The sequence below is a fragment of the Micromonospora sp. NPDC049891 genome (genome assembly GCF_040660295.1).
GTDB lineage: Bacteria > Actinomycetota > Actinomycetes > Mycobacteriales > Micromonosporaceae > Micromonospora.
Genome location: NZ_JBFAML010000003.1, coordinates 296,797 through 318,879, shown reverse-complemented (window position 1 = coordinate 318,879; position 22,083 = coordinate 296,797). Strand labels below are relative to the sequence as shown.

The 22,083-nt window shown below is 69.9% G+C and carries 17 protein-coding genes; 9 read left to right on the top strand and 8 right to left on the bottom strand.

Annotated features, from left to right (window positions below):
* The first annotated feature begins 70 nt into the window (after positions 1-70).
* A complete protein-coding gene (locus AB0I71_RS06815) occupies positions 71-1,312 on the top strand; it encodes an ATP-binding protein (RefSeq protein ID WP_357582262.1) in 1,242 nt (413 codons plus the stop codon).
* A gap of 262 nt (positions 1,313-1,574) precedes the next feature.
* Here the strand turns inward: AB0I71_RS06815 and AB0I71_RS06810 are convergent, their stop codons facing one another.
* Positions 1,575-2,120, bottom strand: a complete 546-nt coding sequence (locus AB0I71_RS06810; RefSeq protein WP_357582261.1) for an N-acetyltransferase — start codon at positions 2,118-2,120, stop codon at positions 1,575-1,577.
* A 136-nt stretch (positions 2,121-2,256) separates the two neighbouring features.
* On the opposite strand from AB0I71_RS06810, the gene AB0I71_RS06805 reads away from it, so the two are divergent.
* Entirely contained in the window at positions 2,257-2,802 is a 546-nt protein-coding gene (locus AB0I71_RS06805; RefSeq protein ID WP_357582260.1) for a DoxX family protein, read from the top strand.
* Positions 2,803-3,007: 205 nt separating this feature from the next.
* Positions 3,008-4,450, top strand: a complete 1,443-nt coding sequence (locus tag AB0I71_RS06800) for a glycosyltransferase 87 family protein (RefSeq protein WP_357582259.1) — start codon at positions 3,008-3,010, stop codon at positions 4,448-4,450.
* Positions 4,451-4,471: 21 nt separating this feature from the next.
* Here the strand turns inward: AB0I71_RS06800 and AB0I71_RS06795 are convergent, their stop codons facing one another.
* From AB0I71_RS06795 to AB0I71_RS06770, 6 genes are all read right to left on the bottom strand, one after another.
* Entirely contained in the window at positions 4,472-4,891 is a 420-nt protein-coding gene (locus tag AB0I71_RS06795; protein ID WP_357582258.1) for a molybdenum cofactor biosynthesis protein MoaE, read from the bottom strand.
* Entirely contained in the window at positions 4,885-6,141 is a 1,257-nt protein-coding gene (locus tag AB0I71_RS06790; protein WP_357582257.1) for a molybdopterin molybdotransferase MoeA, read from the bottom strand. The genes AB0I71_RS06795 and AB0I71_RS06790 overlap by 7 nt, the downstream gene beginning before the upstream one ends.
* Before the next feature lie 9 nt (positions 6,142-6,150).
* Entirely contained in the window at positions 6,151-6,633 is a 483-nt protein-coding gene (locus AB0I71_RS06785; protein WP_357582256.1) for a MogA/MoaB family molybdenum cofactor biosynthesis protein, read from the bottom strand.
* Positions 6,630-7,121 (bottom strand): cyclic pyranopterin monophosphate synthase MoaC, encoded by a 492-nt coding sequence (gene moaC / locus AB0I71_RS06780; RefSeq protein ID WP_357582255.1) that lies wholly within the window; start codon positions 7,119-7,121, stop codon positions 6,630-6,632. The genes AB0I71_RS06785 and moaC overlap by 4 nt, the downstream gene beginning before the upstream one ends.
* 231 nt (positions 7,122-7,352) lie before the next feature.
* Positions 7,353-7,598 (bottom strand): hypothetical protein, encoded by a 246-nt coding sequence (locus AB0I71_RS06775; RefSeq protein ID WP_357582254.1) that lies wholly within the window; start codon positions 7,596-7,598, stop codon positions 7,353-7,355.
* Positions 7,599-7,772: 174 nt separating this feature from the next.
* A complete protein-coding gene (locus AB0I71_RS06770) occupies positions 7,773-10,868 on the bottom strand; it encodes a BTAD domain-containing putative transcriptional regulator (RefSeq protein ID WP_357582253.1) in 3,096 nt (1,031 codons plus the stop codon).
* Positions 10,869-11,332: 464 nt separating this feature from the next.
* Here AB0I71_RS06770 and AB0I71_RS06765 point away from each other — a divergent pair, with 464 nt between their 5' ends.
* The 5 genes from AB0I71_RS06765 to AB0I71_RS06745 all read left to right on the top strand — a co-directional run bounded on the left by AB0I71_RS06765 (position 11,333) and on the right by AB0I71_RS06745 (position 17,074).
* On the top strand, positions 11,333-13,795 hold the full coding sequence (locus tag AB0I71_RS06765; protein ID WP_357582252.1) for a bifunctional diguanylate cyclase/phosphodiesterase: 2,463 nt from the start codon (positions 11,333-11,335) through the stop codon (positions 13,793-13,795).
* A 13-nt stretch (positions 13,796-13,808) separates the two neighbouring features.
* Positions 13,809-15,134: a glycosyltransferase 87 family protein gene (locus AB0I71_RS06760; RefSeq protein WP_357582251.1), complete on the top strand. Its 1,326-nt coding sequence runs from the start codon at positions 13,809-13,811 to the stop codon at positions 15,132-15,134.
* Positions 15,131-15,763, top strand: a complete 633-nt coding sequence (locus tag AB0I71_RS06755; RefSeq protein WP_357582250.1) for a phosphoribosyltransferase — start codon at positions 15,131-15,133, stop codon at positions 15,761-15,763. The genes AB0I71_RS06760 and AB0I71_RS06755 overlap by 4 nt, the downstream gene beginning before the upstream one ends.
* A 19-nt stretch (positions 15,764-15,782) precedes the next feature.
* Positions 15,783-16,178, top strand: coding sequence for a zf-TFIIB domain-containing protein (locus AB0I71_RS06750; protein WP_357582249.1), 396 nt, complete (start codon positions 15,783-15,785; stop codon positions 16,176-16,178).
* A 221-nt stretch (positions 16,179-16,399) separates the two neighbouring features.
* A complete protein-coding gene (locus AB0I71_RS06745; protein WP_357582248.1) occupies positions 16,400-17,074 on the top strand; it encodes a maleylpyruvate isomerase N-terminal domain-containing protein in 675 nt (224 codons plus the stop codon).
* A gap of 5 nt (positions 17,075-17,079) precedes the next feature.
* Here the strand turns inward: AB0I71_RS06745 and dnaB are convergent, their stop codons facing one another.
* Complete coding sequence (dnaB, locus tag AB0I71_RS06740; RefSeq protein WP_357582247.1) at positions 17,080-20,016, bottom strand: replicative DNA helicase; 2,937 nt, start codon at positions 20,014-20,016, stop codon at positions 17,080-17,082.
* A gap of 391 nt (positions 20,017-20,407) precedes the next feature.
* Between dnaB and AB0I71_RS06735 the strand changes: the two genes are divergently transcribed.
* Positions 20,408-22,063: a hypothetical protein gene (locus AB0I71_RS06735; protein WP_357582246.1), complete on the top strand. Its 1,656-nt coding sequence runs from the start codon at positions 20,408-20,410 to the stop codon at positions 22,061-22,063.
* Positions 22,064-22,083 lie beyond the last annotated feature (20 nt).

Here is a 22,083-nt window from a genome sequence, read left to right as displayed (position 1 = left end):
GGCAACACGCCGGTACCGCCGTCTATCCATGTCTAGCCTCTCCTCTAGACGGCCCGATACTCTGCGATGCGTGGATCCTGTCCGCAACCCGTACGCGCCGGGCGCCGGCCAGCGTCCGCCCGAACTCGCCGGGCGGGGTCGGGAACTGGACGTCTTCGACATCGTGCTGGAACGCATCGCGCGGGGCCGACCGGAACGCAGCCTGATGCTCACCGGGCTGCGCGGCGTCGGCAAGACCGTCCTGCTGAACACTCTCCGTTCCCAGGCGATCAACCGACTCTGGGGCAGCGGCAAGATCGAGGCACGACCGGATCAGTCGCTGCGCCGACCGATCGCCGCCGCCCTGCACATGGCCGTCCGAGAGTTGGCACCGAGGCACCGGGCACCGGAGCGGATCGACGCCTTCCTGGGGGTGCTCAAGGCCTTCGCCCAACGGGGCGCTCCGACCGGTCGCGGCGGGTCCGCTCCGAAACTGCGCGACCGTTGGCAGCCCGGCATCGACGTGCCGGCGGCCAGCGGGCGAGCCGACTCCGGCGACATCGAGATCGACCTGGTGGAACTTCTCACCGACGCCGCCTCGGTCGCCAGTGACGTCGGCACCGGCGTCGCCATCTTCATCGACGAGATGCAGGACCTCGGGCCGGAGGACGTCTCCGCGCTCTGTGCCGCCTGCCATGAATTCTCCCAGCTCGGCGCGCCACTGATCGTGGTCGGCGCCGGCCTGCCGCACCTGCCGGCGGTGCTGAGCGCGGCCAAGTCGTACTCCGAACGGCTCTTCCGCTACCAGCGCATCGACCGGCTCGACCGGATCGCCGCCGACCACGCGCTCTGCGCGCCGGCCGAGCGGGAGGACGTCGAGTACGAGGCGAAAGCCCTCGACCTGCTCTACGAGAAGTCCGGCGGGTATCCGTACTTCGTGCAGGCGTACGGGAAGGCCACCTGGGACCACGCCCCCCGGTCACCGATCACCCCGGCCGACGTACGCGTCGCCGCACCGGAGGCCGAGGCGGAGTTGGCCGTCGGCTTCTTCGGTTCCCGATTCGAGCGGGCCACTCCCGCCGAGCGGGAGTACATGCGGGCGATGGCGACGCTCTCGCTTGTCGAAGGGGAGACCGACGGCGGCGGCCGGGACGACATGGACGCGGCGGTGCCGACCTCGGAGATCGCCCGAGCGCTCGGCCGTAAGCCCGCCAGCCTTTCTCCCGCCCGGGATGCGTTGATCAAGAAGGGCCTGATCTACTCCGGGGAGCGCGGCACCGTCGCCTTCACTGTCCCGCACTTCGGCCGCTACCTGCGCACCCAACCCGCCTGACTGAGACATCCGACAGAGTCCGGCGGCGAGGCTTGCGTGACTGCGGCACGCCCTGGCACTGCGGCCGGGTGCGCTCCCCTTTGCGGGCCCTGTCGAGCTGAACCGCGCGTGCTATCACGCGGGGCGTCGCACCGGCGGCAGTCGCCGCGATCCATCTGCGCCGTCAGCTCGACAGGACACACCCACACCAGTCTTCCTGTCTGATCCAGGTCCACGCAGACAGCCGGAAGCCCAGTCCGCCGTTCGACGTGACGATGCCCGGTCAGACTTTGGACCAGGGCGGTGGGAAGACCACCTCGCCCTGCGGCGGTGGCGGCTCGCCGCTTGTCGCCGGCGGTAGTACCAGTGCCTGCCACGGCTCACCAAGGCCGGACCAGGGACTGGTCAGGCCCAACTGGTCCGCCCGGCTGAAGCCGAAGCGCCGGTAGTAGGCCGGGTCGCCGAGCACCACCACCAGCCGCTCGCCGAGTTCCGTGGCCGCCTCCAGCGCGGCCTGCACCACCGACGTGCCGAGCCCGATCCGCTGCCGGTGCGGCGCCACCGCCACCGGGCCCATCGCCAGCGCCGGGGTGCTGACCGCACCCGAGTTCACAAACACCCGGGTGAGCAGGGCGCAACCGACGATCTCACCGCCGTACTCGGCCACCATCGCCAGCTCCGGCAGCCACGCGTCGCTGCCGCGCAACTCGTCGACGAGGCGTACCTCCGGCGGGACGGCCACGTCGGGCCGGGCGAAGGCTGCGGCCAGGACCCGGCGGATCGCACCGGTGTCGGCCGGGTCCTCGGGTCGCAACCGCAGGGTCGTCACGCGGCGTAGGGTACCCCGGAACACGTGTCCATCAGCGACGGTCCTCGAACCCGGGCGCGGCGGCACCGACCACCCGATCGATCGACATACCCCGTTGCGGGGCGTACCAGCGCCCCGGACAGGGTATGACTGTTCCATGACGCCCGTACGATCCCTCGCCCGCGCCATGTTGAGCGGCATCTTCGTGGTCAGCGGCGCCCGCAACTTCGCCAACCCCGGTCGCCTGGTGCCCACCGCGAAGCCGATCACCGATCGGGTGACTCCGCTGCTGGAGCGGGCGGATCCGCGGATTCCCACGGACACTGAAACCCTGATCCGGGCCAACTCGGCCGTGCAGTTCGGTGCCGGGCTGATGCTGGCCACCGGGCGGTTCACCCGGCCGGCAGCCCTGGTGCTGGCCGGCACGCTGATCCCGGTCACCCTCGCCGGGCACCCCTTCTGGCGCAACGACGACCCGGTCGCGAAGAACAACAACCAGGTCCACTTCCTGAAGAACCTCGGTCTCTTCGGTGGGTTGTTGCTCGCCGCGGCGGACACGGAGGGTAAGCCCGGGCTACGGTGGCGGGCCGGTCACCGGATCGGCCACTCCCGACGGTCGGTACGCCGGGCCGTCCGGACCGCCCGTCGAGAGGCCCGGATCGCCCTGCGGTCCGCCTCCACCGCTCGGCGACTCCCCGGCTGAGCTGCGATTCGTCCACCCCCCACCCCCGCTAAGGCCGCGAATCACCTGAACCGCCCGGTAGGCGTTAACGCGGTGGAAATGTCAAAAGAATGTGTGGGATCGGACACGGTCGCATAACGCGGGAGGCACTGACGTGAGGCGCCGTTCTAGGCTCCGTACTGGACCTGGACGGGTAGGACGACCTTGGTACGGGGGTGGCCACGCCATGCCGACGATCGTCGGTAGAGGGCTGGACCGCCTCGCCACAGTCCGTCGCGTAACGCGTGGGATCGATCGTAGGACAGTCGTACGGGCCGGCATCGTCGCCGCCGTCGCCTACGCCGCATGGCTTGCCATCGGCGCGTTCGGGCGTCCGTACAACTTCTTCGACATGAAGATCTACCACGGCGCGGTGGTCTGGTGGGCGAGCGGTCACGAGCTGTACGAGTTCGTCGCGCCCGACACAACCCTGGGTTTCACCTACCCACCCTTCGCCGGGCTGGCGATGCTGCCGATGGCGCACCTGCCGGTCACGCTCGCCGGTCTGGTCAACGCCGTGGTGAGCATCGCCGCGCTGGCCGTGGTGCTGGCCGCGCTGTTGCGCCCGATCGTCGACCGGCTGGGCTGGCCACTGTGGTACACGGTGGCCATCGCCACGCCGCTCGCCGTCGCCATCGAACCCACCCGGGAAACCCTCGGCTACGGTCAGGTCAACCTCCTGCTGTTCGCGCTGATCCTGGCCGATCTGATCGCCCTGCGTTGGCGGTCACGCCGGGGCACGCACCAGGCCGACGACGACGGCCCGCTGCTGCGGTTCGTCTACGGCGGCGCGTGGGCCGGCGTGGGTATCGGCCTGGCCACCGCCGTCAAGCTGACCCCGGCCCTGTTCATCTTCTATCTGATGATCACTCGTCAGTGGCGGGTGGCCGCGACGGCCATCGGCACCGCCGTCGCGGTGACCATCGGTAGCTTCGGCATCGTCGGTGCGGAGTCCCGCGACTACTTCGGCAGCGTGCTGTGGCAGACCGAGCGGGTCGGCGCCGCCGACATGACGCCCAACCAGTCCCTGGCCGGTCTGCTGGCCCGGCTCTACGACTCGATCGAGACCCCGGGCCTGCTCTGGCTCGCCTTCTCCGTGCTGGTGCTGGCACTCGGCCTGTCCCGGGCGTCCAACGCCCACTCCGACGGCGACGAACTGACCGCCTTCACGCTTGTGGGCCTGACCGCCAACGTGATCAGCCCGATCTCCTGGACGCACCACCTGGTCTGGGTGATCCCGGCGATCATCGTCCTGGCCGACGCCGCGATCCGTCGCCATGACGCCAGCCGGGGACCTGTGGGGCGCGCCGCGTCCGGGTCGTACGGCGGGCCGCCGGGAGTGTCGAGCCTCCGCCCGCCGATCTGGTACCCGACGTTGACCGGGTTCCGCCACGGCATCGCCGCCATCGGGCTCTACCTGCTCTTCCTGATCTCCCCCATCTGGCCGTACGAACACCAGTTGCCGGAGGTCTCCCACTACGAGGACGGCCTGTTCGGCGCGTTTATGGAAAATTCCCTGGCGCTGGCTCTGATCGTGCTCGTCGCCGCGCTGCCCTGGCGTCCCGGCGCGGAACCCGCCTTCCACACCGACCGGGCGGCACGCGCCTCCATGCTGTACGGACGGCGGTAGGCCGCCCGATCCGGTCACCGGTCAGGGGCAGTTGACCCATTCCTCGGTGCCGTCGGCGAAGACCTGCCGCTTCCAGATCGGCAACCGGGCCTTCGCCTCGTCCACCAGGCGGGCGCAGGCAGCGAACGCGGCAGCCCGGTGGGCGGTGCTGACCGCCGCCGCCAGGGCCACGTCGCCGATGGCCAGCGGACCGATCCGGTGTGACACCGCCACGGCGTACACGTCGGGGTCGGCGGCGATCTCGTCGGCGACCTCCTGGAGCACCTTCTCGGCGTTCGGGTGGCCTTCGTAATCCAGGTTGACCACCGACCGTCCGTGGTCGTGATCGCGGACCACCCCGGCGAACGAGACCACCGCGCCAGCCCGACGGTCGGCGACCGCCGCCTCGTGGGCGGCGAGATCAAGCGGCTGGTCGGTGATGGTGCTGATGACTGTCACCATGCCCGCTCCCCGGGTAGCAGCGTCAGCGGCACGATCGGGACCCGGTCACCGACCGAGCCGGTGGTGCCGGGCCTGATCACCGCGAACCCGTCCGCGTTGGCGAGCCCGCGCAGCATTGCCGAACCGACGTGCCGGACCGGGTGGGCCGTCCCGGCGACCCGGTCGAGCCGGACCAGCGCCAGGTGGGTGTGGTCGCCACGACCGGGAACGGGCTCGGCGAGGACGGCGTGCGGGAGCACCGGCAACGGCCGGCCGGTCAGCCCGGCCAGCAGCGGAGCGACAAGCGTCACCAGCGCGATGATGGCGGACTGCGGATTGCCGGGCAGCCCGGCCACGAATCGGACCTGCCCGTCGGCACCGACCAGCCGGGCCAGCAGCATCGGGAAGCCGGGACGCACCGCGACCGTGTTGACCACGTATTCGGCGTCCAACGCTGCCAGTGCCGGGTGCAGGTGGTCTACCGGGCCGTGCATGGTGCCGCCGGTGGTGCAGACCAGGTCGGCGTCGTCCAGGGCAGCACGCAGCGCGGCCACGTGGGCGGGCAGCGTGTCGGCGACGGGACCGACCACACCGTTCGGGTCCATCCGGCAGCCGTACCGGCGTAGCCAACCCGGCACCGCCGGGCCCAGCGCGTCGCGGACCCGCCCGGCACCGGGCGGACCCGCCGTGAGCAGCTCGTCGCCGAAGACCAGCAGCGCCGCCCGGGGCTGCTGGCGTACCCGCAGAGTGTCGTGGCCGCAGGAGGCGGCCAGGCCGATCACCGCGGGGTCGACAGGCGTCCCGGCCGGCAGCAGTTCCTCACCGGCGGTGGCCTCCTCGCCGGGCTGTCGCCACTCCGGCGTGGCGCGCGGCACGCCGTCGACAAACCCTTCCGGGGTACGTCTCGACTCCTCCACCCGGAGCACGGCCGAGGCACCCGCCGGCACCATCGCCCCGGTGGCGATCTCGACAGTCGTCCCGTCCTCGGTCAACGGGGCGGCTGTGCCACCCGCGAGGACCCGCCCGACGACCTGCCAGGGGCCGGCGCCACGCACCGCCCAGCCGTCCACACTCGACGTCGGAAACGCCGGCAGGTCGGTCCGGGGGGTGAGCGGTTCGGCGAGGGTGTGCCCGTCGGTCTCGGCGAGCGGACGCTCGACTGCGGGCAGCGCGGCGGCCAGGCCGGCCGCGTACACCCGGGAGCGTGCCTGCGCCCAGTCGGCGGGTGGTGGCGCGGATACCTCGTCGGTGGAGGCCGTTTCCGTTCTCACCGGCCGAGCCTAACCGGCCGCCGGGTGGTCGCCACCGCGCAACTGGTCGATGGTGTGGGCGAGAATCGGCCCCAGTACGGCGAGGCCGTCCCGCGCCCCGCCGGTCGAACCGGGCAGGTTGACCACGAGCGTGCGGCCGGCCACGCCGGCCACCCCGCGGGACAGTGCGGCGGTGGGCACCTTGTCGCGGCTGTGCGCGCGGATCGCCTCGGCGACGCCGGGAATCTCATAATCGAGCAGGGCCCGGGTCACGTCGGGAGTGCGATCGGTGGGGGTGACCCCGGTGCCACCGCTGGTCAGCACCACGTCGACGCCGTCCGCCACCGCCGCCGAGACCGCCTGGCCGACCGGGTCGCCGTCCGGCACGACCACTGGTTCGTCGACCGCGCAGCCCAACTCCCGCAGGCCGGCGACGAGGAGCGGGCCGCTGGTGTCGGCGTAGACACCGGCTGCGGCCCGGTTGGAGGCCACCACCACCCGGGCGCGGATCACGGCCGACCCTCGGGGCGCTCCCAGAGACCGGTCTTGCCACCCTCCTTGCGCAGCACCCGGACCGCGTCGACGCTGGCCGCCGGATCAACGGCCTTCACCATGTCGACCAGAGCCAAACCGGCGACCGCGACCGCGGTCAGGGCCTCCATCTCCACCCCGGTGCGGTCGGCGGTGCGGGCGGTGGCGGTGATCTCGACCGTGTCGGCGGTGAGCGTCAGGTCGACGGTGACGCCGTGCAGGGCGATCGGATGGCACAGCGGGATCAGGTCGGGGGTGCGTTTGGCGCCCATGATGCCGGCCAACCGCCCGACCGCCAGGGCATCGCCCTTCGGCAGACTCTCCCCGCGCAGCAGGTCGATCACCTCGCGGGTGGTCCGCAGCCGGCCGGCGGCCGTCGCCGCACGACCGGTGACCTGTTTGGCGGAGACATCGACCATGCGTGCCGCGCCGGCGGTGTCCACGTGGGTGAGCTGGGCGGGTTCGGTCACGGTCGCGAGCCTATCCCTGCGGTGCGACAGCCGTTGCGGCGCTCGGAAGGAGCGACGCGGGGACGCCGCTCCTTCCTCGCCAACCTGCCCCGGGTTGCTGGGGTCTACCCGGCGGCAGGGGTCGCGACGAGATCCGGCAACTGTCGGATCTCCCCCCGTCGGCGAACATCCCGGAGGCTAGCGACCTCGGCGATAAGAAATCGATAAGGACGAAGGCCGGGGTGACGGCCCTCAACACGTCGGCGTGCTCTGCTTCAGCGCGTCGAGACGGCGTTCGATCTCGAACCGCTCCGGTGCTCCGGTCGGCACGATGAGCACCAGTGGGCGCTCCAGGTGCCGCCGGGCCTCGGTCGGGTCCGTGCTCAGCAGGTGCTCGGCCAAACCGGCCAGCGCTCGGGCCTGCTCGTACCGGTTGTCGATCCGGACCGCCAGATCAAGTGCTCGTTGGTGCGCCCGAAGTGGCGACGAACGAGCCATGCCAAATGCGGTGAGCTGCCTGTCAGCATCGGGACAAGCCGCCCCATAAGACCCACGACCGACGCGCTCCGCACCCCATGCAGACGGGGCGCGTCATGACGAGGGGGCCCCGTTGAGGTTGCGCATCGCCACGTCTGGTCTGGCTTGCCTACTCGGACCGGCCAGGTTGGATCATCAAATCGCGGCCGGCCGGATCTGCGCGGCAGCGGTCGATGGCGTGCTCTCCGGCGGCTGCTGAGCTTCGGCCTCGGTCAAGCGTCGGGCGACGTCAAACTGCTCCGGCACCCCCATCCGCCGGAAAATCGCCAACGCCCGCGCCCAGTGCCGACGCGCCTCAGCCGGATCAACGGACCACATGTGCTCAGCCAACCCGGCCAAGGCCCGCCCTTGTTCATAGGGATGAGCTATCCGGGTGGCCACGCGCAGCGCCTCCCGGTGCAGCTCGATCAACTTCGCCGTCTCCGCCGAATCGGCGAGGGTCAACGCGAGATCGTTGATAGTGGCTGCCTCGACATGAGGTTCGCCGGCAGCGACTGCCATTTTCCGGGCAGCCTCATGCTCAAGCACCGCTTCCGTCATGCGTCCGAGACCACGTAGGGCGACTCCCAGGTCGTTCCGGACCTCAGGCTCCGCGTAACGGTGTCCGGTGCGTTGCCGCATGATGAGCGCCGTCCGCAGCGCTCGCGCGGCCACGGCGTACTGACCCATGCGGCACTTGACCGCACCGATGTGACCGAGCGCGTTGAGAATATGGAACTGACTACCAATCTGGCGTCCGACGTACAGGTGGAGGCGGTGCACGCGCAGAGCCTCGTCGTATCTCCCGAGTAGCGCCAACGCGAGACCGAGGTTCGGCAGGTGGGTGGCGGTCTCATGCGTCTCGGCAACACCTCCTTTTCGCATTCGCTCCAGCGCCACAGCAACTGCCTTCTCGGGTTCACCAAAAAGCCAATAAACTGCCACCAGGTTTGCCTGATAACGCGCAAGGTTAGATCGGTCACCGCAGCGCTCACAGATTTCGACAGCCTTCTCCACATGCGTTAACGCGCCTGGATAGTTGCCGGTCCGCAAGTAGGCGGAGGCGAGATAGTTGTGCATGACGGCCACGGCCCCCTCGTCGCCGCTTTTCTCCGCAGCCGCAAGCCCTTGAAGGCTGGTCAGGACGATATCCTCATAACACCCTCGGGTGTACAGAAACCGCCACAATACCCGTGCCAGCTGCCATGATTCCTGGCGAAAGCCCCACTCCTGAGCACTACCGACCAGCAACACCAGATTGGCCCGTTCGGTCTCCATCCACTTCTCGGCAGGTCCGTTCTTCATCTCAACCAGGTCGGGTCGGCGCGGGACGCCGAGAGCGACATCGATACGAATGCGGCTTCCTTCAAGGTCTTCGGCCACAGAAAAGGACATGTGCAGCATCAGATCGAGCAGGCCCGCGAGCGCCTCTCTTCGCACCTCCACCTGGTCCATGCCACTCGAAAGATCGTGAGCGTAGTGTCGGATGAGGTCGTGCATCCGATAACGCCCCGCCGTCAATTCTTCGATCAGGTGGGAGTCGAGAAGGTCGTCCAGCACGTCGGCGGTGTCGTCGAGTGACAGGCCGGACAGCGCGCTGGCTGCCAGCCGACCGAACTCGTCTCCCGGATGGACGCTGAGCAGTCGGAACATCCGCTGCGCGGGCTCGCTGAGGGAGGCGTACGAGGCGGCGAAGGCACCGGCCACACTCCGGTCCCCTGAGGTGAGGTGGTCCAGCGGGCGGGCCTTGCTCGCCAGCAACTTCGCTAGATCCGTCACTTGCCAGTTCGGGCGATGCGCGAGCCGAGAGCCGGCGAGCCGGATCGCCAACGGCAGGTGACCGCAACTTTCCACCACCGCCGCTGCCGCCTCGGGCTCCGCAGCCACCCGCTCCGCCCCCGCTGTGGATGCCAGTAGGGCGACGCCCTCCGCCGGCTCCAGCAGCGGCAGGGACACTGGCGGATCGACGTCCAAGCCGTTGATCCGTCGACGCGAGGTCACGATCACCAGGTTTCCCGGCGCAGTCGGCAGCAACGGTCGGACCTGCGCGGCGTCGGCCGCATTGTCCAGGACGATGATCACCTTGCGCCCCGCCAGTTCGCGACGCCACAGGTCGAGGCGGTCCCCGAAATCCGGCGGTATGCGGCTGGACGGTGTGCCGAGCTGCCGCAGCAGGGCCGCTGTCGCCGCCGATGGACTCAGCTTTTCCGCAGGGTCGTGACCTTTGAGATCGATGAACAACTGGGCATCAGGAAACCGGTCCGCGAGCCGGTTGGCCACGTGTACCGCAAGCGTTGTCTTGCCGCTGCCGGCCATGCCGTCGACGAGGTGCACCACCGAGGCCGACGCTCCGGCGCGGAGGGTCCTGCCCACCAGGTGCTCGACGGCGTCCACGCGGCCCACGAAGTCCGGGACCGTCCTCGGGAGGAAGAAGAACGGCTGCTGCGTCTGGTCGGCGGAGGCGGTCGGCGCCTTGCCCAGCGATCCGCCTGCTCCGGTGGGGCGAGGCTTCCCGTCGTTACGGGCGATACGGCGGTACAACCGTTGCAGTTCCGCCGCGGGTTCGACATTCAGCTGCTCGCGCAGGGTTTGACGAGCCGCGGTGTACGCCGCGACCGCGCCGGCGGAGTCTCCCCCCAGGTAGAGCGCCTGCATGAGCAGCAGGTGGGCCGGCTCGCGGAGCGGATGCCTGATCAGCAGTTCCCGTAGGACCGGAAGAGCCTCGTCATAGCGCCCGAGCTGGATCTGCAACTCGCCGTACAACTCGGTGGCCAGCAACCGATCCTCGGTGGCGGCGGCCACCTGTGCGGAGAGCAGCGGTCCGAGGGCGATCCCGGTGAGCATCGGCCCACGCCAGCGGGCCAGCGCTCGGGACACGAGTCGCACCGCCTCCCGCTTGTCGGTTCCGAGGAGTCGCCGCGCCTCGGTCACCTCTGTTCGAAAGGCACAAAGGTCCACGTCCGAGCACTCGACGTCGAGTCGATAACCGTCACGAGTGCGGATCAACACCTCTCGATTCGGAAGCATCGCCTCAAGGCTGCGTCGCAAGTTAGCCGCATAAGTACGGACATTCGGTATAGCCGAGGGAGGTGGATCTTCGAACCACAGCTCGTCGACGAGTTGTTCGACCGACACCAGCTGCCCCGCGTTGCACGCGAGCATGGCCAGGACGGTCTGCTGCTTGGGCGTTCCAGGCGGTAGCGCCTGTGAGCCGAGGCGCACCGCCAGACCGCCGAGAACCTGAATCTGCACCCGGCCCCTCTGACCGCATTCAAAGGATCACTGTATGCAGCTTAGCGCCGCCGGTACCCGGTACGTTGCAGTCCGTCGCGGCAAGCTCAACCGAAGCGACGATGAACTGAATAGCGACTCTGGCCACACTTGATTGACCGCATTCCGGCCAACCCGAGCGGCACCCGTCGCCATTGAACAGTCAGTCAAGAGGGTAAGACGGACCGTGATACGACCTCTCCATATTGGCCTATTATGCGCATTAGGACATGAATCATCGCTAAATGCCCGCAAGCGCCCCTAGGGTCTGGCAGCAAGTGAAGTCAGATTCAGCTGGGGGTCGAGATGAACTCGCACGAATGGAGCTGAGCCTCCTGCCCGATCAGGAGCAGCCGGAGTACGCTTGCGGAGCGCAACGCCCCGGTGACGAATGGGGATGATGCTTGGCTCGGCAGGCCCGACAGACTGGGACCGATCGGCGGCTGATGCTGCTCGTCGGTCTCGTCGTCGTTCTGGCCGGCCTCGCCGGTGCGGTCTCTGTCGCCCACCTGCCCAGCTACGGTGCCATCACGGCGACCCTCACCTGGGCCACCCTGATCTCCCTCGTCGCGGTCGGTTACATCGTCAAGGTCAGGGTGCGCATCCGCTCCACCAACCACGACATCGCCTGGACCGAGACGGCCATCGTGATCGGGCTCGCGGTGTCGCCCGCCCCGGTGGTCATCCTCGCCACCGGGTTCGGCATGGCGATCGCCACCACCCTGGCCGGCATCTCGCCGATCAAGAAGGCATTCGGCATCGGCAAGAACATGCTCGTGGCCACCGCCGCCGGTCTGGTGCTTCAGGTGTTCGACTGGCCCGCCGCCGGCTCAGGTCTCGGTGAGACAGCCGTCCCCCTAGCTCTCGCCTATCTCGCTGCGGTACTGCTCGACGAGCTCGTCACCCTGCCCGTCATCTCGATGGCGACCGGCACCTCGTTGCGAACCTTGTTCCGCGAGGACTGGGGTCTCCGCATCAGTGCGGCCGTCGCCCGCCTCGTCGTCATCATCAGCACGGTGCTGCTCATCAACATCGACTTCCGACTGCTCCTCGCGGTACCGCCGTTGATGCTCAGCCTCCACCTGCTCTACTCGGCGCGGATCCGCAGCCGCACCGAGCAGCAGGTGTGGCAGCGGCTCGCCCAGACCACCGACGCGCTCAACGTGGTCGAGCTGGACGAGGTTCTGACCACCGCTGTCACCCGGGCATCCGAACTCTTCTCCGCCGACGAGGTGGAGGTCGAGCTGGGCGACGACGACCGGGTGGTACGCGGCGGCACCGAAGGGGTCACCTACGACGGGCCGGCCGACGAGCCCACAGCCGTCCAGGGCGCGGTGGTCCCCGCCCGTCTGGAAGGGCACGACAAGACCGTCGACGTGGGCATGCTGCGGCTGCGCTTCCGGGGACCGGTGAAACTCTCCGAGCGAGAGCACTACACGCTGTACACCTTCGCCTCGGCCCTGTGCACCGCCATCCGCAACGCCCAGGCGTACGCCGAACTCGCCCGGGTGGCCCAGGCCCACGCGCACGACGCGACGCACGACGCGCTCACCGGCCTGCCGAACCGGCGCCACCTGCTCGAAGCGGGCAACGACCACCTGCAACAACGGCACGCCGACGGGGTGAGCGCCCTCGTTCTGATCGACCTGAACCACTTCAAGGAGGTCAACGACACCCTCGGCCACACCGCCGGTGACCAGATGCTCGCGGCCGTCGCCGAACGGCTGCGTGCCGCCGCCCACGCCGAGGACCTGGTCGCCCGGCTCGGCGGCGACGAGTTCGCCGTACTCATGCGCGCCCTGCCCGCCCCGGCGGTCGCCGCCCACCGGGCCGAAACGCTGCTGGCGGCGCTGCACGAACCCTTCGACATCGAGGGCATGCGAATCAACGTGGAGGCCAGCGGCGGCATCGCCGCGGCCCCCGCCACCGGCGGCATGGTCGAACTACTGCGCCGCGCTGACGTCGCCATGTACCAGGCCAAACGGACCGGGCAACGCGTCGCCACCTACGCGTCCGCCCGGGACACCGCCGACCTGGGTCGCCTCACCCTCGGCGGCGACCTGCCCCGGGCCGTCGCCGATCACGAGTTCACAGTCAACTTCCAGCCGATCGTCGACCTCGGCACCGGAGAGGTCATCGCCGCCGAAGCGCTGGCCCGGTGGCGTCACCCCACCCACGGCATGATCGACCCACTGCGCTTCCTGGAGACGGTCGAACGCTCGGGACTCCTCCCGGCCTTCGCCGACGCCGTCCTCGACCAGGCCCTGATCGCCGCCGGCACCTGGCGAGACGCCGGCTTCGACGTACCCGTGGCGGTGAACGTCTCCCCCCGCAGCCTGCTCGACGCCCGGTTCCCCGGCTCGGTGCTGGCCCGCCTGCGCGCCCACGACCTGCCACCCGACCGGCTGATCCTGGAACTGACCGAGACCCTCACCCTCAGTCAGCTCGACGTCGTCGACCAGGTACTCACCCGGCTCCGTGACGCCGGCGTCCGGCTCGCCCTGGACGACTTCGGCACCGGCTACTCCTCGCTCTCCCTGCTCTCCCGGATCCCGCTGCACCAACTGAAGGTGGACCGGAGCTTCGTCACCGCCATGGAATCCTCCACCGAGGCCGCCGCGATCATTCGCTCCACCCTCGATCTCGGTCGCAGTCTCGACCTCGCCGTGGTGGCCGAGGGCGTGGAGCGGGAGGCGCAACGGCACGCCCTCTGGGAACTGGGCTGCACCGCCGGCCAGGGCCATCTCTTCGCCCGCCCACTGCCCGCCGGTACGCTGCTCGCCGCCCTCCAGCGCGGCACCGGTGACCGGACCGGCTGCCTGGCTGTCGCCCTGCACGACGCCGGCGCGGTGGTCCGGCTACCGCAGGGACGCCGACAGGGTGGCCGGGGCCGCCACCAGCCGGCCTGACACACTTGCCCGGGTGAGCACCACCACCCCGACCCGCCGCCGTCCCGGGTGGTGGCAGCGGATCGACACCGCCGCCGGGGGTCTGGCTCTCGACCTCGGCCTCTACGCCGTCTCCGCCGCCTTCGCCGCGGTCACCGCGGCCACCTCCACCCTCCTGCCGCACCGCGCCTGGGGTGGCATCGCCGCACTCGGCTACCTCGCCGCGGCCTTCGTGGCGCTCGGCCAACTCCTGCTCCGGCGGCACCGGCCCGGCTCGGCACTTGTCGGACTGCCCGCACGCTGGCTGGTCACCGTCCTCACCTGGACCGCCGTCGCCCTGTTGCCCCTCGTCAGGCAGAGCATTCAGCGCGCGGCAGGACGCACCGACCGGGCCCAGGAGGAGGTGCTCGTCGTCGAGGAGTCCGGTCGGCGGCTGGTGGAGACCGGCACGCCCTACCTGGGACCCGACGCCATCGCCGCGCTGCCGCCCGGCGAACAACTGCTCGGCTACACGCCGTACCAACCGGGGATGGCCCTGTTCGGGCTGCCCCGCGCGGTCACCGACGCGTGGTGGAGCGACGCCCGGGTCTGGTTCGCCGTCGGCACCGCCCTCGCCCTCCTGCTCGCCGTCCGCGTCCTGCGCCGACCCGTGGGTACGGCCGCCGCGCTCGGGCACGACGCCGCCCTGCTCCGCGGGGTCCAGGCCGCCACCGTCCTACCCGTCTGCGCGCTGACCCTCGCCACCGGTGGCGACGACCTGCCCGTGCTCGCGCTCTGCCTGCTGGCCCTCGCGTTCGCCGCCACCGCACGACCCGGCTGGGCCGGCGTCGCCGTCGGGCTCGCCGGTGCGCTCAAACTCTTCGCCTGGCCGGTCGCCGCAGTCCTGGTCATCTGGGGCATCTCCCGGCGGGCCGGCCTGCGGGTCGCCGCCGGTGCGCTCGGCCTGCCCGCTGCCGTGCTGCTGCCCACTCTGCTGGTGGACCGGGACGCCCTGGTTGAGAACGTGCTGCGGTTCCCCCTCGGGCACGGCCTGGTCTCCAGCCCGGCGCAGTCACCGTTTCCCGGCTATCTGATCGCCAACGCGCTACCGTCGGGCCGGGCCGTGGCAGCGGCCCTGCTGGTCGCCGCGGCGGTGGCGATCGCCGTCCGGCTCGCCCGCCGCCCGCCCCGCACCGCCCGCACGGCGGCACTCGTCTGCGGGTACGGACTGCTCGTGGCGATCCTGCTGATGCCGACCACCCGGTTCGGCTATCTGCTCTATCCGGTGGCGTTCCTCGTCTGGGCAGCCGCACTCGACGTTCCCGGGATCCGGCAACCGGCGGGCGAAGACGGCCCGCAGGGCGTAGACCTGAGGACATGACCACCTACCGCGACCGCAACGAGGCGGGCCGGGTGCTCGCCGACCGACTCACCGCCCTGATCGGCGAACCGGACGTCGTCGTGCTGGGCCTGGTACGCGGCGGCGTGCCGGTGGCCCAGGTCGTCGCCGAACGCCTCGGCGCACCACTTGACGTGCTCGTGGTCCGCAAGCTCGGCATGCCGTGGGCGCCCGAGGTCGCCTTCGGCGCGCTCGGTCCGGCTGGCGTACGCGTGCTCAACGACATGGTGGCCGGGCAGCTCGACCCCGACGACATCGCCGACGTACAGCGCCGGGAGCAGGCGGAACTGGAGCGGCGGGAGCAGCTCTACCGGGCCGGCCGCCCACCGCTGGATCTGACCGGCCGTACCGCGGTCATCGTCGACGACGGGCTGGCCACCGGTGCCACCGCCCGGGCTGCCGTGCAGGTGGCTCGTCATCTGGGCGCCCGTCGGGTGGTGGCCGCCGTCCCGGTCGGCGCCCACGAGGCGTACGAGATGCTCGCCGACGAAGCTGACCAGGTGATCTGTGCCCAGCGGCCGGAAACCTTTACCGCCGTCGGGGCGTACTACGACGACTTCCACGAGGTTTCCGACGACGAGGTGACGGAGGCGCTGACCGCTACCGCGTGAGTCGACCAGGTACCGTCGGGTGATGAGCCTGACCTGTCCCAAGTGTCACGGAGAAATGCGCCAGTACGAGCGCAGTGGCGTCGTCATCGACCAGTGTGGCGAGTGCCGGGGGATCTTCCTCGACCGCGGCGAGTTGGAGAAGCTGTTCGAGGCGGAGGCCAACTGGAGCGCGCAGCAGACCCCCGCCGCCCCGCAGCCGGCCCAGCACGCCCCCCAGCCGGGCGGCTACCAGCCCCCGCCCCCACCGCCCGCGCCACACCAGCCGGGCTACGGCGCCGTGCCGCCGCCTCCGCCCCCGCCGCACGGCTACCCGGCCCCGGCGCCCGCCTACGGCCACAGCCAGCAGCACTACGGCTATCACGGGCACTACCGCCGGAAGAAGCGCAAGAGCTTCCTCGACGACATGTTCGGCTGAGCCGTTGAGCCCCGGAAGACCGGTCCGGCCGAATGGCCGGACCGGTCTTCCGCCGCCACAGCCAGTCACAGCCCGGCCAGCCCGGTCACCCGTTACTGCGTCCGCCAGCCCAACCGCCTGAGCCCGTCGCTGCCCGACTGAGACCAGGTCCGGCCGTGCCCGGCACCGCCCGACAGGTCGCTGAACGCGCCGGCTGTCGCCGGCTGTGGGACGCTGCCGGCATGGGGTCGCGAGCTTCGCACATCGCACTGGCCAACGCGTACGACGGCATCAGCACCGTGGTGGCAGACCTGGACGACAGTGATCTTCAGCGACCCACCCGATGTCGGGGATGGCTCGTCGCGGACCTGCTCTTCCACGTGCTCTGCGATGCGCAGCGAGCGCTCGTCGCGCTGGCCAGCCCCGCCGCCCCACCGGCGACAGTGGACTCCGTCAGCTACTGGCACTCGTTCCCCGGCGACGACGAAAGCGCCCGGCACGCCTGGTGGGCGCGACGCTCGGCGGCCGACTTCGACCGCCCGTCCGGTGTGGTCCGGCTCTGGGCCGACACTGCACCCGCCGCCGTACGCGCCGCCGGCAGCGCAGATCCGAACGGTCTCGTCACCACCCAGGGGCACGTGCTGCGGGTGGCCGATCTGCTGGACACGCTCACCACCGAAGCAGTGGTCCACCACCTCGACCTGGTGCTGGATCTATCTGACGCGCCCATGCCCGGACCTGCCGCGACCCGGGTCGCGACGACCACCGTGGACGCTCTGCTCGACGGTGCCGTTGCCCGGCCGTCCGGCTGGAGCGACCACGACTACCTGCTCAAGGCGACCGGGCGGCTATCGTTGACCGACCCGGAGCGACGCGAACTCGGCGCGCTCGCCGACCGCTTCCCGGTGCTGGGCTAAGCCCGTCAGACGATCGCCATGTCGACGAAGCGCGACAGGTGCAGCTGGGCGGCGACCGTCACAGTGTCAGTCGGGCCATTTCTGTGTTTAGCGATTATGAAATCCGCCTCCCCGGCGCGGGGTGACTCCTTGTCGTAGTAGTCGTCGCGATGCAGAAGTATGACAACGTCCGCATCTTGTTCAATAGACCCAGACTCACGCAGATCAGACAATTGTGGACGCTTGTCGGTGCGCTGCTCCGGGCCACGGTTCAACTGGCTCACCGCGATGACCGGACACTCGACCTCCTTGGCCAACAGCTTCAGGCCACGCGACAGGTCCGCGACCTCCTGCTGCCGGCTCTCGGTGCGCTTCGGCGAGGTCATCAGCTGGAGATAGTCGACCACGATCAACTTGAGGTCATGCCGCTGCTTGAGCCGACGGGCCTTCGCCCGGATCTCCATCAGGTTCATGCTGGGCGTGTCGTCGACGAACAGCGGCGCCTCGCTGATCTCACCCATGCATCGGGCCAGCTTCGTCCAGTCGTCATCGGACAGTTGCCCGCTCCGCAGCACGTGCAGTGGCACTCGAGCCTCGGCCGAGAGCAGCCGCATGACGATCTCGACCTTGCTCATTTCCAGCGAGAAGATCGCCGCCGCCTGGTTGGCACGAATCGCAGCGTTACGCGCGAAGTCCATGCTTGCTGTGCTGTTGTGCGTGGGAATCATCGACCGCCCGGCCAGGTACAGGTGGTCCTCGTTGTCGACCGTGACGCACCGCACGGGGACACTCGGCACCGGTCGCACATCCACGATGTAGCGGGATCGGGTACCCGCGCGGCCGACCGCGTGCCGGCGTGTGGCGTGCGACTCCCGCTTCCTGGTCAACCGGAACACCTCGTCCGAGGTGGAGAAGTTCAGTGTGAAAGCCGTCGAGCTTTCGGGAGTGCGGCCGTTGACTCGCTTTCGGTTGATCGAGCATCGGTAGCCCAGGCTGACGACGAGTTCGTACATATCCTCGGCCATCCGCTCCGAGGTGGTGGTGTATTGGATGTGTCCGGCTGGCGCGGCGGTACCGTCGGTGTCGAGCAGTCCGGCCAGCAGCTCCCGTCGCTGCTCCTCCGACGCTCGGAGGTAGGGCTGCGGAATGTGCTTGTCGTCAAGGACACCGGCGGCTCGAAGCAGCCCGGTGAACGAGCCACGCAACCGGCGACACGACGCGCAGTGGCGGGCACCGTTCCAGCTGGACTTCGTCGTCGTGCCGCAGGTCTCGCAACCCTCGCGGTCGGCGGTCTCGACCATGCCTCTCGACCTGGCGCCACACGTCCTTCCGCAGGTTCTTACCGAAGACGCGCGGGGAGTGAAGATGACGCCGCAGACGATGCAGTGACGATCGCCGAGTGGTGCCCGCGGCGGCAGCTTGATGCTGTAGGAGTAAGTCCCGCTTCCCGGGGCGACGATGAAGCCATCGGCTGCGACGTACTGTGCGATCTCCGGATCCGCCGACGTGAACCGGGCACCTGCCGAGTGCCCGTCGCCCAGCCACACGCCAAGCGTGTACGGGGGGATCGGCAGGTCCTCGCGGGCGGGAAGGGACAGCGGTCGAGCATTGGTCACCGCGTGGTTTGCGCGCCCGTCAGCCGGATGCCGCAGTGTCGCGGCGATGTGTTCGGTAGTGACGGCCCGAGGGTGTGCCACGGTCGTACTGCTGTTCATCACCCGACTCACCCGGCTCAGGTGTGCGTCGAACAGGGCATGGGCGCTGTAGGCGTCGACCGTCCGACGCCAGGGCTTACCGTTCCGGGAGTACTGACGTTCGACAGTGCCTGCGATGCCGACCTTGGCCGCCACAACGTGCAGGACGTTCCGGAACTGGGACCCGGCGATCTCCACGGCTTCCCGGTAGGTGACAAGCCGGTCGGGAATTGCGGTGACGGTCCGGTGTACGGCTGCCGCCTTGGCGCGTGCCGAGGCATCCCACTGGTAGCGCGGCCGGCGCTCATTCTGTTGGCGGCGTGAGGCCCGGGTGGTCGTCGTCCACAGGTGCTCGGCATCGGCGACGATAACTGAACCGTCGGAGAACTCGACCTCGTAGCAGGGGCGGTCGTGGCGCACCTCGTAGGCGTGCGTGACGGTGGTAGGGCGGCCGTCCGCGCCGATCAGCTGATCGCCTACCTGCACCTCACCCATCGTCGTCCAGCCGGCCGGAGTTGGCAGGGGCGTGTCGAGCGCGAGCGCCTTTCCGAGGCCAGGTCGTCCCGCCACAATGATCAACTGACCGGCATGCAGCCCGTTGAGCAGGCGATCCAGGTCGGTGAAACCGGTCGGCACGCCGGTCATCACGCCACCCTGCGCGCCGACCGCCTCGATCTCGTCGAGCGTCGGTTGCAGCATGTCGGCCAGGATGGCGAAGTCCTCGCTGACCCGGCGCTCGGTCACGTCGTAGACGGCCTGCTGGGCCAGGTCGACGACGTCGTCCACGTCCCGGCTGCCGCCGCTCGCCGTGCCGTAGCCGAGTTGGACGATCCGGGTGCCGGCCTCGACCAGACGGCGGAGCACGGCGCGTTCGCTGACGATGCGGGCGTAGTAGGCGGCGTTCGCGGCGGTCGGCACACTCGCGATCAGCGTGTGCAGGTACGGAGCGCCACCCACGCGGGCCAGATCGCCGGAGTCGGCAAGTGCCGCCCCGACGGTGATGGCGTCGGCCGGCTCGCCCCTGCCGTAGATCTCCAGGATGGTGTCGAAGATGGTGGCGTGTATCGGCCGGTAGAAGTCGTTTGTCTTGAGGATCTCGACGACGTCGGCGATGGCGTCCTTGGAGAGCAGCATGCCGCCCAGGACGCACTGCTCCGCAGCCACATCCTGCGGTGGCGTCTTGTCGAACTGGCCGTCGCGTGGTGCATCGCCGGGCTGTTGCCCGCCGCCCGGGAACGACTCCGTCCGCCTGTCGTCGGTGACCGACACCGGGCCCCCCTCCACTGCGTCGGATCGGTTCCAGGCTTACCGCCCGGGTGCGACAACGTCGACCGGCCGTTTCGATCGGGGGCCATCGGGTCGGCAGGTCGGTGGCAACCATACGGACTCCGAGGTCAGCCGCTCAACCGTGCCGGTGGACGAGCCTCGGGACAACCTGTGGACGCAGGTGGACAAGCATGTGCGCAGCGTGTGCACAGGGTGTGGATAACGGATGGGGAATTCTCGGCCGCAAGCCTCTGACCTGCACGAACAGTTTCCCCAGCCTGTGGAGGGAATTTCCGGGTAGGGCTTTGTCCTGAACCTCCCGTAAGATCGGTGGCCTACGGCTACACCTGGACAGCGGATTGCACTTTCGGTTGAGAAGGGTCACGCTCCGGCCGTGAGTTACCGGGACTGGGCACGCGGGGAGGACGGTCCGCGCGAGCGGCGACCGACCGCTTCGTGGGCCGAGCCCGTCGAGGATTCACGGGCCGAGCGTTACGACTCGGCGGTCGAGCGTTACCGCACCCCGAGCCGTCGACGGGCGATCGAGCGTGGCCAGGATGAGCCCGCCGAGCCCTATCTGCCGCGCTGGGCGCTGGAGTCGGGGGTCAGCAGCGTCGATGGTGGCGGTCGGCACGCCGCACCGGACGACGAGGACGACGATGACGACCGTCCGCGCTACGGCGACGGCGGCCGGCGTTCGTCCAGGGCTTCCCGGAGCAGCCGGCGATCCGATGAGGCCGACTGGCGTGGCACATCGCCGCGCGCCATCGGATCGTCACCAGCAGTGGCGCCGCAGTCCGACCACACCCGCGAGTGGACCTTCGACCGTCCACAGGAGGAGGGGTACGTCGGCAGCCGCCGGGCTGAGGAGGACGATCCCGTTTCGGGTGTCGCGCCGCAGAGCCGACCTCGCCGGGCGCAGTCTCGCCGACGCGAGGTGACCTGGTCCGGCCTGGAGGAGGACGAGCAGCAGACGCCCGAATCGGAGCCGGCCGTCGACCCGACCCCTCGTCGGCGGCGGCGGGCGGTAGAGCCGGCACCCGGTCCGGCCATGGATCCGTGGGAGCGGGCGGCGGAACCGTGGGAGCGGGTGGCAGAGCCGGAGCCGCGACGACCCGCGGTGGACCCGTGGGACGCTTCCGGTCTGCACGCCTGGCAGCAGCCCGCCGGTCTGGATCGTCGTGCCGAGTCCGGCCCGGCCGACCCCTGGGACGCTGACAGTACGAGTCAGTGGCTTCAGTCACCCGTGACGGACCAGTGGCTGGAGCCGGACAGCACGGGCCAGTGGGACCGCGGTCCCGAGGTGGATCGGCGGGAGCGGCAGCGGGACCGCAACAGGTGGGACGACTACTCCGAGCCGGATCGCTGGGATCGTACGGAGCAGCCCCGGTCGGGTGGCGCACCCCCTGCACAGCAGTGGTCGTGGAATGCCCCACCCGAGCCGGAACCACCGCAGGAGACCTTCTGGCCGGGCACCCGGTTGGCCGGTGACGATCCGCGTTGGGTGGCTGCGCCCGCGTCGGCGCCCCGGTCGCCGGTGGTGGGTTACACGGCGCCGCGTCCCCGACCGACGCCACGACGTCGTGCCGCAGCGGTGCCGCAGGCCCGGCCGGTAGGTATCGCGGCGGTACGACGGCGCATCGAGTCGGTGGGCGGGGCCAGTTGGAACCGTCGGCTGGAAGACGACCTGCTCGACCCCGATCCGGGTGGACCCTGGCTGCCCCTGCTCTACACCGCGGCCTGTTACGTCCTACCGGCGGTGGTGGTGTTCGTGTGGCTGCTGACCCTCGACGGGACGCCACCTGTGGGGTGTGTGACCGACATCAGTGGTGGTGGCTGTGAGTCACCCCGGGCGCGTGCGTTCGGGGCGATGGTGGGCGGGATGCCGCGCTTCGGCCTGGCCCTGGCCAGCAGCCTGGCGATCGCGACGCTGCTGCGCCGGGTGGGTACGACCTGGCGTCCGACCACTGTGGCGCTCGCCGCCGCAGTGGTGGGGGGCGGCCTCTCGACGGTGATGATCAGCGCGGTGACCGGCCAGCCGATCGGTTGACCGGGAAACTCAACAGCGAA